Genomic DNA, 13,913 nt, shown 5'->3' with positions numbered 1-13,913 from the left:
TTTATTGCTGCTGAAATAATAATGGCGCAAACATAAATAAATCGTGTCTCCACACTGGCCAGGCATGTCCGCCAGGATATTCGCTGTATTTATATTTGATTCCGAGCTGGTCGAACTTTTTTATCATTATTTTGCAATTTTCATAAGCAATATCTTCTTTGCCACCCATAGAAATCCAAAATTCTTTGATGTTGGCATTAATCATCCCTACATTATTTTTCATAAACTCATATTGCGGTTCTGATAAAGTCGTATTATTGGCCCACCAACCTGAACTAAATACGCCTATATAAGAAAACAGATCAGAATTTTTAACGCCCGCATAAAGCGTTTGCAAACCTCCCATTGATAATCCTGCCAAAGCTCTGTTTTTAGCATCTTTCTCAACTTTAAAATTGCTTTCTACAAAAGGTATTGCTCCGGTTTTTAATTCATTTTCAAAAGCTTTTAATGCATTTTCATTGAAACCTGCAACTCCCCCTGTATTTCCCATATTGCCGTCGAGCATTACAATGATCATTGGTTTTGCTTTATTTTCGGCTATTAAATTATCTAGTATTAAATTTGCTTTTCCCTGACTTGCCCAGCCTGTCTGGTCTTCACCTCCGCCGTGCAAAAGATATAAAACCGGATATTTTTCTGTAGCATTTTGGTAACCCGGCGGTGTATAAACATACATTTCGCGCCATGAATTACTTGCTTTTGAAAAGTATTTTTTGATTCTGATATCGCCGTGCGGAATATCTTTTAAAGCATAAAAATCACCTTCCTTATTTGGGATTTCAATACCGCTTGCCATGCGCCCCATCCCATAAAATGTCTGACTTGACGGATCTGCAACCGCAACGCCATCAATAAGCAGGGAATAATAATTAAATCCTTTGTTGATTACCTCTGTAGTTACTGTCCAATATCCATCTGAATCTCTGGTCATATCATATTTTTTGCCCAAATCGATTTGTACTTTTGACGCTTGGGGAGCATTGACTTTGAAAAGCACCTTGTTATCGGGTAATATTTGAGGATATTTTGCAGTACGAATATTGGTTTGCGCCGGATTGCCCAAAATGGTGTAAGCTGCAAAACTCGATTGATCGACAGGCTTAAATAAAAATTGCGAAAACATATACAAACCGTTTTTCCATACTTTAAAATCATGTACTCCGGGCTCGATATAATAGATGTGCGGCACATCGTTTTTGTATAAATAATCGTGTGTTCGCTTACTGTTTTCGATAAGCCAGTCGTTATCTCCACAGGAAATCCAAAGCAGTTTTAATTTCTGTTTTGCTATTTCCGGATCAGGAAGCAATTCTTCTGGCATTTTAGTATTGGGAGCTGCCGAGAATGCACCCACCCAGGCAAACTTATCTAAATTCCCTAACCCGAAATTTAAAGATTGTCCTCCCCCCATCGACAATCCTGCAATGGCGCGGTGTTCTCTGTCTTTCAGGACGGGGTATTTTTTTTCGATAAACGGAATCAGGTCGTTTAATAAATCTTTTTCGAAAGTAGCAAAAGCCTGTACTTTATCGGGCGCCATTATGTTGCCAGTCGCGCTATCCTCTTTCATTGCCCTTCCGTTTGGCATGACTACAATCATGGGTTCAATTTTTCCTTCTGCGTAAAGATTATCCAATATAATTTGCGGATTTGCTCCGTTTAGCCATTCTTTTTCATCGCCTCCTATCCCGTGCAAAAGATATAATACAGGATATTTTTTCTTTTTATTGAATCCCGGAGGCGTATAAATTGTGGCTTTTCTTGCAACACCAACTGTTTTGGATTCATAACTGATAGTTTCAATTTTTCCTGCCGGAATATTGGTATTGAACTGATCAAAACCAAGTGGCGCCTGTACTATGAAAGGTGATTTTCCCTCAAAGAATTTATATCCTAATAACCAAAGCATTTTATCGGCATAACGTCGTCCTAATTCTCTGTAACCTGCTGCATTAAAATGTAAAAAATCAGCCTCTGCTGTACATCCTTTTGATGAAATGATATACGAATTGGGAATCGTTTTTGGCAATGTCGCAATAATTTTATTCATGCTGCCACATTTACCGTTCTGGTCTTCATTTACGGTTTCGCCTGAAAGCAACGGCACTTTTTTCGGATCCAGATTCAGGTCTTTTATCAAATTATCGTAGACGATTTTTACCTTTTTTGGCCAAAGTGTATCGCCGGTATTCGATTCGCCCTGATGCAGTAAAATACCTTTAATGACTCCTTTTTTCTGTGCTATTTTTGCCAATTCAACCAATCTTGCATACGGATTCCCATCATATTCTTGTAGTATGCCTTTCATCCAGTCTGGTGCTGTTGCTACATATTCTGCTGTTTTATCTTTGTCAAAAAGTTCAATTTTACAGCCTCCAACCGCTACATTAATAACGCCTACTTTTATATTTTTTGGGAGATTGGCCAGTAGATTTCGTCCAAAATAATCCACTGGTGTTAGTCCGGTACTGCAACGGCACAATGGCGGTATGGCCGTATACCAATTTCCTTTTTCGCGTTTTAGTTCAGGACAATCCACTGCCTGTAAAACCTGAAACCTAGCATCGACACCCAATTTATCCTGCGGTTCTATTTTGGCATACCCTTCCATATTTGACTGACCAAAACTCAGATAAACATGAAAATTAGGATCTTGAGAATACCCTTTTTGTGCTATTGAAAAAAGAATCGTAAATGCGAAAAACCTAAGTATTGATTTCATTTTTTAGCTGTATTTTATTGTCAAAAAATCATTTTAATCGAATTCTAAAGATGCAAACTGTTATTTAAATAAATTGAGTTCTACTGTTTCTCCCATTTTAGCATAACCTGCTTCATTTGGATGCAAAAAATCACCGTCGTGAAGGTTCGATAAAATCGTTTTTGAACCTTCTTCTGCAACCATTGCTTTATCAAAATCAATTACGGCATCAAAAGCTTTACTAGTTCTGATCCATGCGTTTACAATATCTCTTGCTTCTTGTTTGTGAGGAGCATCATAAAATGATTTGGCAAAGGGCAAAATGGTACAGCCGTAGACTTTAATTCCTTTTGCATGTGCTTTGTTGATCATGACTTTATAAGCTTCAATAAGTTCCTGCGCTTTTATTGGTGCATCTTCGGGATTTTTAATTCCTCCAATATCGTTAATGCCTTCCAGAATGACAAGCCATTTTGTGCCTTTTTGTGAGAGTACATCTCTGTCAAAACGATCCAGGGCTGTTGGCCCTAATCCGCCTTTAACAACACAATTCCCTCCAATTCCTAAATTCAAAACGCCAATTTTTTCTGTTTTTTTATTAGCAGATAATCGTGCAGATAAAATATCTGTCCAGCGATTTTGTTTATTGGTTCCTGATCCGCGTCCGTCTGTAATGGAATTTCCCAAACAAACGATATTCGCAGCATATTTATCCGCCACAACATCCAATCCCATAATCGAATACCAATGATCTGTTTTTACAGCACCATCAAAAGCTGCGTTTTGAATTTGATCTCCCTCAAGAATATAAGAAGTGGTTCGTGAACCGGGGTGTCCTGATGTTTTTTGCGAAGTATTTCCGTAATGAATCGTAATGGCCAAAAGCTGTCCGGGCTGTAATTCAAAATCAAAAGCATCAGAAAACACTTCCTGCTCAGGATTTATTATTATACCCGAATTTCCATTAAAACGAAGTTCTTTTTGAGTTTTGGGATCAATCATTGGCGCATTGACAACATTGGCCACGCTAACCGATTTTAAAACCGTTGGCTGATCGCTGAATATATTAGAAAAACGCAGTCTCATACGTTTTCCTCCAATAGAAACCCTAAAAACTTGTCGAAGCGTATTTTCTGAAAGCCCCGGAGCGGGTGGCATATTGTTGGATTCAACCAGCATTTGCGCGCAAGCCCAGGTTCCTACCCAATTCTCAGTTTTTGATTTGCCTTGAGCCATTACAGATGAATGATTGGACTGACAAACCAAAAAGAAGAGTTGTAAAAACAGTAACCATTTAAAATGTTCCTTTTTCATATTTTGTTTTTTATTGCGGTTGAGCATCATTTGCAGCCGTGGCATATAATCCTACCAATGCTCCTGTAAATCCTCCTGCCAAATTCGTTGAAAGAATATCTCCCGAAACGCTTTCCCCTAATTTTTTAAAATCAGTACCACTTAAGGCATAACTAAATTCGTAATTATCTCCCGTTGCTTTTACCTGTAATCGAATATTTTTTTTGATTTCTATTTTAGCACTTGCAATTATTTTAGATTGTCCTTTTTCTGTTCTTTCTAATAAAATATAAGTATCTTTTCCTTTTTTGGTGATGCCAAAAACATAATTAAAACCCTCGTTTTGCAGACATGTAATTCCTGCCAGATCTTTTTCAGATGCTGGTTTGTACTCTATTGTCGTGGCAAACGAGAAGGTGTTGTGCATTTGTCTGTAAAAAAGTGTCGAAGTAGGTTTCAGTTCTTTTATATTTACCTTGAAAGGATTGATTTGAAGTCCTTTTTTGGTTATCGAAATAAAATTTTCACGCGGACCTCTGAGTCCGATCCATCTGTAATCTAATTTTTTAGAAGTAAAATTTTCGGTAAATGTAAAATTTCCGTTAGGGAAAAATCCATCTTTACCGGTTTTGTTTTCAGTAACGCCTTTTGGTATTTTTATTTTTGGTTCTAAAGGCACTAATCCGTTTTCAAATACCGGAAAAACACCCGACCAGTCTACCGGAAGCATAAAAGTTTCGCGTCCTGTATTTACTCTGTCTTTCTCATTCGGGCGAATGCCTAAAAATACACCGTAATATTTATTATCTGGTCCAAGAACTAAATCGGCATGTCCGGCCCAATCTACTTTATCTTTTCTGTCCTGAGGAAAATATCTTTGTGTAAGAATCGGGTTGTTTGATGCCGGTTTAAAAGGTCCTTTTGGGCTTTCACTAATAAAAATAACTTCACTGTGATTTCCGCCTGTACCGCCTTCAGCGCACATTAAATAATAATGACCGTCTTTTTTATACAAATGAGGCGCCTCAATCCAGATTGGTTTTTTCGAAAGATCTACTCCGCCATCTACAATAATTTTATCTGTTCCCGGAATAACCTGATCTTTTTCCAGATCGTATTCCCAAACTTTAATAACACGATGTCCCTGATACAGTTCTTTTCCTTTATTTGGAGCGTCATTATGAACGATGTAACCTTTACCGTTATCATCAAAAAATATAGACGGATCGATTCCGTCAAAACCTAATTTTATTGGGCTTCCCCAGCCTTTCATCGGGTCTTTCGTTTTTACTATTATATTGCCCAGACCTCCTGAAAATGCTGTTACAATCATATAGAACGTATCATTATGCGGATTATAAGTAATGCCAGGAGCGTATACACCCTGGCTGATACCCGTGTCATGCGGATTGAATTCGGAGACTTTATTTAATACCCCTCCAAGGTCAGTCCAATTCACTAAATCTTTAGAATGGAAAATGGGCACGCCCGGAAACATTGCAAATGAGGAACAGACCATATAATAATCATCTCCCTTTCTGGTTATAGCGGGATCCGGATAACATCCTTGCAGAATTGGCGAATAAAATTCATCTGATTTTAATGGATTCTTTTTATAAATATCATCGTCTCCCTGATAAATAACATTAGAAAAAATAGCTGGCTTTTTACTTTGTTTTTTTACAAGAGTGTCATTTGCACCTATTATTTTAAAAGAGAAAAGAAACAATAATGGTAATAAGAAAAATATTTTTTGCGGCTTCATTTGTAATTGTTCATTAATTATTAAAAGCTCTTAAATAACTAAAAAGCACATTTAAGAGACCTGAAAATTGTCACTGAATTCATAATTTAAAAGCCGAGGGAATTATCCCCCGGCTTCAAACTAAAGCAAATTTACAAACCAACTTATAAGCTATTCTGTAAAATTAACACCTATAACTACGGTAAAATTTGCTTCTTTTACCAAGATATTAATATCCTGGATTTTGATAAGCAGCCTTCTCTGCTGCTGACATTTCCATACCATCTATCTGACCCTGAGGTATTGGACGCAAATAATGATGCGGTTCTATAGTTCTGGTAACGACCTCTGGTGTATGCTGTCCGTAATTTGATCCGCCAATTGTATATTTTCCAGCGATTTCATTCCATTTTTGAGTTCTTACCAAATCGTACCAGCGATATCCTTCTCCGTAATATTCACGCGAACGTTCTGCCAGAATATAATTAATGTCAATAATGGCAGGAGTTGCACTTGTTAGTAAAACGCTATTGTCTGCTGTTTTTGCTACTTTACCATTATTATCCCAACGCCATTTTCCTGCTCTTGCTCTAATAACATTTATAAGATCTCTTGCTGATATAGCACCGGTCGCTCCTTTTACTGCAGCTTCTGCCGCAACAAAATAAAGTTCTGAAAATTTAGCCACTGGATAAGGTCTTGTACTTCCTGCATTTGGCTGTCCTAATCCTCCGGCATTATCAGTACGATATGGTCCTAATTTCCATAAACCCGGATATACTATTCTGTTTATTCCCAATGGAGAAATTACATAATCAGATCTGCCTGGTAAAACTCCGGCACCCACACCATTATCGCCTGCTCCGGTAGGATATGCAATGGGCGTAGCCGGTTCATCATTAAGAAAAGTTACAATCGCATCGCCTGGTTTTACCGGTAATCCGTTGGCATTATATAATGTTGCCACATCAGTTAACCCAGTTCCTAGTAAATTCCAGTTTCCACGGTAAACCGCTGCAAATGTTCCGTCATATCTTGAATCGTTTGTTTTATCTGCAAAAGTTTTGGTAAAGACTTCAATAGGCGGCACCATTCTCACCCACGGACGTCCTAAAAATTGGTCTGCTGCTCTCTGTACGGTCGAAACCGCTGCTCCTGAAGCATTTTTACTTCTTATAGATGTATAATTAAAAGTTCCCATCCAACCTGCAAAATTATCAGGCGAACCACCACTTCCGTAAGTAAGGCTTGCACCGTTATAATATTCGCTTGCCTCTGTATGGTCTGCATAAAGCATTAATTCTTTATTACGATCATTAGATCCTAAATTTACATCATAATAATAAGGCAATAATGCATAAGATCCCGGATTATTAATTCCTTCTAAAGCTACGTTATAGGCTTGTTGAAAATACCATTGTGCATTGTGTCCGTCAGGATCTGTTCTTGGCGTATCAGGATAGGTAGGAATATTGTTTGGATTTTCTAACCACCAGGCATAAGTCAAATAAGCTTTTGATAACATTAAACGAGCCAAAGTTTTGGTTGCCGTACCTGTTAATCTTGGCGCATCAGGAAGTTCGTTTACTGCTGCTACTAAATCCGGAAAAATAGCTTTGGTATATACCTCTGTTACGGTATTTCGTTTTGAAGATCTGGACGGTTTACTATTAAATTTAAGTTCGCCAGCGCCTAAATCTAAAGGAACACCTCCAAAATTCTGTACCAGTAAAAAATAATCAAAAGCCCTGAAAAATTTAGATTCGGCAATTAGACTATTTGCGATACCTACTGCAGCCGCATTTTCGATAATTCCGCTGGCGGTATTGATATCGTTATAGGAATTATTCCATACCACATCGGCTCTGCTTGAGGTGGCATTTATAATTCCAACTCCTGATAAATCATGATCTTTGAAATTTCCGTCGGCTTGCTGACCATATGTATTTTCATCTGTACCAGTCTGAACAGAATTGTAATAATACGCCTGTCCGTATATCCAGCGTAAATGTGCATAATGCGAGGTTAATCCTTGTAAAACTCCCTGTTCTGTTTTAAAATAACCAGGCTCATAAAAATCATGTGGTTTTTCTTCTAAAATATCAGAGCAGCCCGCAAAGGAGAACAAAGCTACTGATCCTATAATTAAATTTTTAAAAATATGTCGTTTCATGGTTCTTCTTGATTAAAATGTTAAATTAAGTCCGAATAAAAAGTTTCTGGTAGAAGGAGTATTGGTTCCAATAACCAAAAACCTGCGTTGGTATGAATTTACTGCCTGATTTTCATCTCCAAAAGAATTTGTTTCAGGATCCATTCCAGACTTTCTGTTATAAGGAGAAAAAAGTACAAAAGGATTTTGAGCCGTAAAATAAAGTCTTAGTTTTTCGATACCTAAATTTCTCATAAATTCCTGATCTAAAGTATATCCAAGTGTTAAGGCTCTGATTTTTACGTAAGAGGCATCAAAATAACCCATTGTTGACATGTATTTTGGGTTGTCACCACTTCTAATTCCTCTTGGATTTGGGAATTCAGCATCTCTGTTTTCCGGTGTCCAGTAATCTACATCCACATTACTTCTTCTTCCATTTAAAAGGTTTAAGTAACTATTACCGCCATAAAGTGTACTGATTAATACACCGCCGCTTTTGAATGCTCCAACAGCAGAAAAATCAAAACCTTTATACGTTAAATTGGTATTGAAACCTCCCTGAAAATCCGGGTCTGTTTCGATTATTTGCCTGTCACTTGCGTTAATGGCGCGTGTTGGTGTACCATCAGGATTAAAATCTCCTGTATATTTAACTTTGATAGATCCTACTACGGTTCCTTGTTGGTTGATACCCGTTGGTCCTGGTTCTAATGTAGACATGTACGGATCGCCTTCCTGCCAGATACCTACTTTTTGGTAATCATAAATAGAATTGATATTATAACCTACAAACCATGAATTTGACTCGTCTCTTTGTGCTCCCGAAGCAAGTTTTACTAACTTGTTTTGATTGGCATATAAATTAAACCCAACGCTCCAGCTCAACCCTTTTGGATTATCAAGGATAACTCCGTTTAAAGCTATTTCATAACCTTTGTTTTCAGTTTCACCAACATTGCCTACATAACTGCTAACTCCTGCTGTTGCCGGAAGATTTACTCTTTGCAGCAAATCTTTTGTATTGGTTTTATAATATTCGATTGTTCCTGACAAGCGATTGTTCAGAAATGCAAAATCCAATCCGTAATTCCATGTGGTTGAATATTCCCATCCTAAATCCGGATTAGGCAATGTTGTAACATATACTCCTGTTGAATTTGTTGTTCCAAAATTATAAGGTCTTGTACTTAAAGCTCCCAAAGTTTGGTAGGGATCTACAGCCTGATTGGATGTTTCTCCGTATCCTGCGCGTAATTTCACTAAATTAACCCATGAAACTTTTTTCATAAAAGATTCATTTGAAAGTGTCCATCCTGCAGAAACAGCGGGATATGTTACCCATTTATTTCCTTTGGCTAATCTTGATGAACCATCTGAACGTATTGTTCCTGAAATAAAATATTTATTATCGTATGAATACATCGCTCTGGCCATATAAGAACTTAATCCCCATTGCGTGTAATCCTGATTGGCAGGGTTTATTACTGCTTCTTCTTCACTCTGTCCTAAGTTGTAAAACTGAAATGCATCTGATGTGATTCCGTTTCTTGACACTTGAGAAGTATTTCCTGTAAACTGCTCATTTGAATATAATCCAACAAAATTTACAGTATGTTTTTCGGCAAAAGTTTTATCGTATGTGATCAAATTTTCGATAAGCCATTGTGTCGATAATGTATTGCTGATCGATGCATTAGAAATAGTAGTAGGATTCACATCAAATACTCCTTGTCCTTCATAATAACCACTATTAGACAAACGTAAATTTAAACCGGTATTCATACGATATTTCAAACCTTCGACTCCCGGTATTTTCACCTCGGCAAAAATATTATTATAAGAACTAAAAGCTCTGGTTTGGTTTACATACGATTCTCCTAAATTATTAATGGATTCTCTGGTGTACACCCAGTTTTCATCTGCTCCCATTCTAACGGTTCTTTTTAGGGATCCATCAGGATTGTAAGGATTAGCTAAGGGAGAAGTACCTAAAACTGTTCCTGTACCTATGTTATCTCCGTTGGTAACAGCATAGTTACTATTGGTATTAAATCCCATACGAAAAGCTCCACCTAACTGCTGATCTAAACCTGCTCTAATACTGTAACGCTCGTATTTCTGGCCAGGCAAAACAGATTCTTCTTTATAATACCCCAAACCTGCATTATAGGCTCCTCGCTCCGTACCTCCGGAAACACTTAGGTCATGACTCACCATTTCACCAGCGCCGTAAAGCGACTTCTGCCAGTCTGTATTGGTATCTCTAGATTCATCAATACCATCTGTATACAAAGTAGAATAATCGCGAAGTGCTGCAAATTTGGCACCATCCATCATATCGTATTTACCAAAAACCTGCTTGATACCACTGAATCCGTTATAAGTAAATGTCGCTTTTTGATTTTTACGTCCTTTATTACTTGTAATTAATATTACTCCGTTTGCACCACGCGAACCATAAATTGCTGTTGCCGATGCATCTTTTAAAACGTCTACAGATTTAATATCTACAGGATTTATATCTCCGATAGAACCAGCAAACGGAACTCCGTCTAAAACGATTAATGGGTCATTACTTCCGGTTAAAGATCTGGTACCGCGTATACGAATTTGCATGGCAGCTCCCGGTTTTGTCGAAGTCTGCGTTAGATCTACACCCGCAAGTCTTCCTTGCAGTGCCTGAGTTACGTTGGCAGCCGGTACTTCATTCAATTCGCTTCCTCCAATAGATGCTACAGATCCTGTTACGGCTTCTTTTCTTTGCGTTCCGTATCCAATAACTACTACTTCTTTTAGAATACCCGCATCTTCTTCTAGTTTTACACTCACCTGAGTTTGTCCGTTTAAGGCTATTTCTTTGTTTTTTAAACCTATAAAACTGAAAACAAGAATACCATTAGAAGGCGCATCGATAGAATAAGTACCGTCAAAACCTGTACTTACGCCAGTTTTTGTTCCTTTCAAATTTACATTAGCACCAGGAATTGGACCATTGGCATCTGATACGGTTCCGGTAACTTTTGTCTGTGCACCAGAATGGAGCGACAGCGCAAACATTAAGATCAAAAAATAAAAGCATTTTTGATGCTTCAATTTACTTGTAACAAAAAAGTTAGTCATAAAAATTGATGTTAGATAGTTAAAATTAAATTTTGGTTGAGTTAATAAGTGTATTAGTAACAAATATAAAAAAAACAATTAATACACAATCGGTTGTTTATAATTTTATTTACGAATTACCAAAAAAAAGCCACACTAAAAAACATTCTGTTCAATTTTAATATTAAAAAAATAAATTATCAATATATAAATGATTTTTTTTGAACTAAAATTTAAAAAGTTAACGACGTTATTGGTCATTTATTAAAAAAATCATAAAAGAATACAAAGCTTATTAATTTTAGAATAAATACTATTATTGAAATATAAATACTGTTAAAAAAGCTAAAAATACAACTGGTTGCTTAAGTAATTACATAACAAATATGCGAGTTTCTAAAAAAGAAATCGAAAATTAAACAAAAGAAGCAATCGGTTGTTCCTAGAATACCAAAAACCTCCTTTCAAAATGATATTGAAAGGAGGTTTTTAGCTATTATAATTTATAGTATTTCTCTCTAAAAAACTATAGAATACTCATTACTAAAAGTTTATAGTTTCATCTTTTTAGCGTCTTCGATAAATTGATTCAAACCAATATCTGTCAAAGGATGTTTCAACAATCCTTTAATTGCAGAAAGTGGTCCTGTCATTACATCCGATCCTATTTTTGCACAGTTTACAATATGCATTGTATGCCTGATCGAGGCTGAGAGTATTTGTGTTTGATAATTGTAGTTATCGTAAATCTCTCTGATTTCGGCAATTAAATGCATTCCGTCAGTAGAGATATCGTCCAGCCTTCCTAAAAAAGGTGATACATAAGTCGCTCCGGCTTTTGCAGCCAGCAAAGCTTGCCCTGCCGAAAACACCAAGGTAACATTGGTTTTGATGCCTTTGGAAGAGAAATATTTACAGGCTTTTACACCATCGGCAATCATTGGCAATTTGACCACGATCTGCCGATGCAAAGCAGCAAGTTCCTCACCTTCCCTGATCATTGCTTCAAAATCTGTCGAAATTACTTCTGCCGAAACATCACCATCGACAATAGAACAAATGTCTAAGTAATGTTTTAAAATATTGTCTTTTCCGGTAATGCCTTCTTTAGCCATTAAGGACGGATTTGTCGTAACGCCATCCAGAACACCTAACGCTTGTGCTTCTTTAATATCTTCTAAATTAGCGGTATCAATAAAAAATTTCATAGTTTGTAGTTAAATTTGGTTTAATAGTAAAATGTAGTGAGTAAAAATGTGTATCTCGATTTTATTCTTCAAAAAACATTAATAAAAATAACCTAATCCTTATTTTATTAAATGACTTTGTTTTAAATTTCTGAATTAAAAAATAGCAACTAACCCTAATCTATTCCAGAATTCATATCTTTAAAATTCAATCATAATCTTAATACACATTCTCATAGTTTTGATCTGAAAGAAAAAATAATATCTTGTCTGAAAAGCAACAAAGAGATTAACTTTCTACAGCTATCACATAAAGATACTGTTTTCTTGCTGATCATTTTTCCTCACTAATGTTATTAAGAAGAACCAACAGCTTTAAAAAAACTGTTAGCTCTTTCTTTTTTTTAAATATATTGATTGATAATATTTTCAAACAATTCTTGTTTTCCACTTTGAAGATTTAATTCTCCATTTTCATTTGCGATCGCGTACAAATCTTTCAGGTTTAATTTTCCATCAGCGAAATCTTTTCCTTTTCCTGAATCAAATGAGCTGTATCTTTCTTTTCTCAGTTTTTCGTATGGAGAAGAAGTGATAATTTTGTCAGCTGTCAATAAAGCTCTTGCAAAAGTATCAGCACCACCAATATGAGCAAGGAAAACATCTTCCAAATCTGTTGAATTTCTTCTGATTTTAGCATCAAAATTTACCCCACCACCTTGTAATCCGCCAGCTTTTAAGAATACCAGCATTGCTTCTGTAGTTTCCTGAATGTTGTTTGGGAACTGGTCTGTATCCCAGCCATTTTGGTAATCACCTCTGTTAGCATCGATACTTCCTAACATTCCAGCTTTTGCAGCTACTTCTAGCTCATGCTGAAATGTGTGTTGTGCCAATGTTGCATGGTTTACTTCGATATTGATTTTGAAATCTTTATCTAAACCATACTCTTTTAAGAATCCAATAGCAGTTGCCGAGTCAAAATCATATTGATGTTTCGATGGTTCCATTGGTTTAGGCTCGATAAAGAAAGTTCCTTTAAAACCTTGTGATCTTGCATAATCTCTTGACATTGTCAGGAATTGCGCCATGTGATCCAGTTCTCTTCCCATATCGGTATTCAATAAAGACATATAACCTTCACGTCCGCCCCAGAAAACATAGTTTTCACCCTCTAAAGCAATCGTTGCATCCAAAGCCAGTTTTACCTGACCTCCGGCTCTTGCTACCACGTTAAAATCCGGGTTTGTTGCCGCGCCGTTCATAAATCTTGGATTCGAAAAACAGTTTGAAGTTCCCCAAAGCAATTTAATTCCAGATTCTGCTTTTTTCTGTTTAAGATATTCTGTAATTGTTGCCAAACGTCTTTCAGATTCGGCAAATGTTGGCCCCTCAGCAACTAAATCATAATCGTGAAAACAGAAATAATCAAAGCCCATTTTGCTGATGAATTCAAACGCAGCATCGGCTTTATCTTTCGCTGCCTGAATAGGGTCTGATGACTGATCCCATGCAAAATTTTGTGTTCCCGGTCCAAAAGGATCACTTCCTTGTCCGCAGAAGGTATGCCAGTATGCAATGGCAAATCTAAAATGTTCGCGCATTGTTTTTCCCGCTACAAGCTGATCCGGATTGTAGTATTTAAATGCTAATGGATTATCTGAATCTTTTCCTTCAAATTTAATTTGACCAATACCTTTGTAGTATTCTTTATTGCCTAAAACTATCATT

Annotated in this window: 7 protein-coding genes; all 7 read right to left on the bottom strand. The window is 36.7% G+C overall.

Going from position 1 to position 13,913, the window contains the following annotated elements:
- Position 1: 1 nt before the first annotated feature.
- Entirely contained in the window at positions 2–2,725 is a 2,724-nt protein-coding gene (locus IRZ78_RS22590) for an alpha/beta hydrolase-fold protein (protein WP_194619177.1), read from the bottom strand.
- A 60-nt stretch (positions 2,726–2,785) separates the two neighbouring features.
- Positions 2,786–4,018 carry an SGNH/GDSL hydrolase family protein gene (locus IRZ78_RS22585; RefSeq protein WP_194619175.1) on the bottom strand — a complete coding sequence of 411 codons (1,233 nt, stop codon included), beginning with the start codon at positions 4,016–4,018 and terminating at the stop codon, positions 2,786–2,788.
- Positions 4,019–4,028: 10 nt separating this feature from the next.
- Positions 4,029–5,762, bottom strand: coding sequence for a glycoside hydrolase family 43 protein (locus IRZ78_RS22580; RefSeq protein WP_194619173.1), 1,734 nt, complete (start codon positions 5,760–5,762; stop codon positions 4,029–4,031).
- A gap of 208 nt (positions 5,763–5,970) precedes the next feature.
- A complete protein-coding gene (locus IRZ78_RS22575) occupies positions 5,971–7,914 on the bottom strand; it encodes a RagB/SusD family nutrient uptake outer membrane protein (RefSeq protein ID WP_194619171.1) in 1,944 nt (647 codons plus the stop codon).
- 12 nt (positions 7,915–7,926) lie between these two features.
- Entirely contained in the window at positions 7,927–11,016 is a 3,090-nt protein-coding gene (locus IRZ78_RS22570; RefSeq protein WP_194619169.1) for a TonB-dependent receptor, read from the bottom strand.
- 530 nt (positions 11,017–11,546) lie between these two features.
- Entirely contained in the window at positions 11,547–12,203 is a 657-nt protein-coding gene (gene fsa, locus IRZ78_RS22565) for a fructose-6-phosphate aldolase (protein WP_194619167.1), read from the bottom strand.
- A 383-nt stretch (positions 12,204–12,586) separates the two neighbouring features.
- Complete coding sequence (gene xylA, locus IRZ78_RS22560) at positions 12,587–13,912, bottom strand: xylose isomerase (RefSeq protein ID WP_194619165.1); 1,326 nt, start codon at positions 13,910–13,912, stop codon at positions 12,587–12,589.
- Between the last annotated feature and the right edge of the window lies 1 nt (position 13,913).

Origin of the sequence: Flavobacterium sp. CSZ, assembly GCF_015350725.1 — a bacterium.
Classification (GTDB): Bacteria; Bacteroidota; Bacteroidia; order Flavobacteriales; family Flavobacteriaceae; genus Flavobacterium.
The sequence above is the reverse complement of the archived record's forward strand: the minus strand, read 5'-3'. Positions and strand labels throughout refer to the sequence as shown.

What these genes read in the sequence shown, in the direction of transcription:
- IRZ78_RS22590 (WP_194619177.1), bottom strand. Translation starts at nt 2,725, where the DNA reads ATGAAATCAATACTTAGGTTTTTCGCATTTACGATTCTTTTTTCAATA.
- IRZ78_RS22585 (WP_194619175.1), bottom strand. Translation starts at nt 4,018, where the DNA reads ATGAAAAAGGAACATTTTAAATGGTTACTGTTTTTACAACTCTTCTTT.
- IRZ78_RS22580 (WP_194619173.1), bottom strand. Translation starts at nt 5,762, where the DNA reads ATGAAGCCGCAAAAAATATTTTTCTTATTACCATTATTGTTTCTTTTC.
- IRZ78_RS22575 (WP_194619171.1), bottom strand. Translation starts at nt 7,914, where the DNA reads ATGAAACGACATATTTTTAAAAATTTAATTATAGGATCAGTAGCTTTG.
- IRZ78_RS22570 (WP_194619169.1), bottom strand. Translation starts at nt 11,016, where the DNA reads ATGACTAACTTTTTTGTTACAAGTAAATTGAAGCATCAAAAATGCTTT.
- fsa (WP_194619167.1), bottom strand. Translation starts at nt 12,203, where the DNA reads ATGAAATTTTTTATTGATACCGCTAATTTAGAAGATATTAAAGAAGCA.
- xylA (WP_194619165.1), bottom strand. Translation starts at nt 13,912, where the DNA reads ATGATAGTTTTAGGCAATAAAGAATACTACAAAGGTATTGGTCAAATT.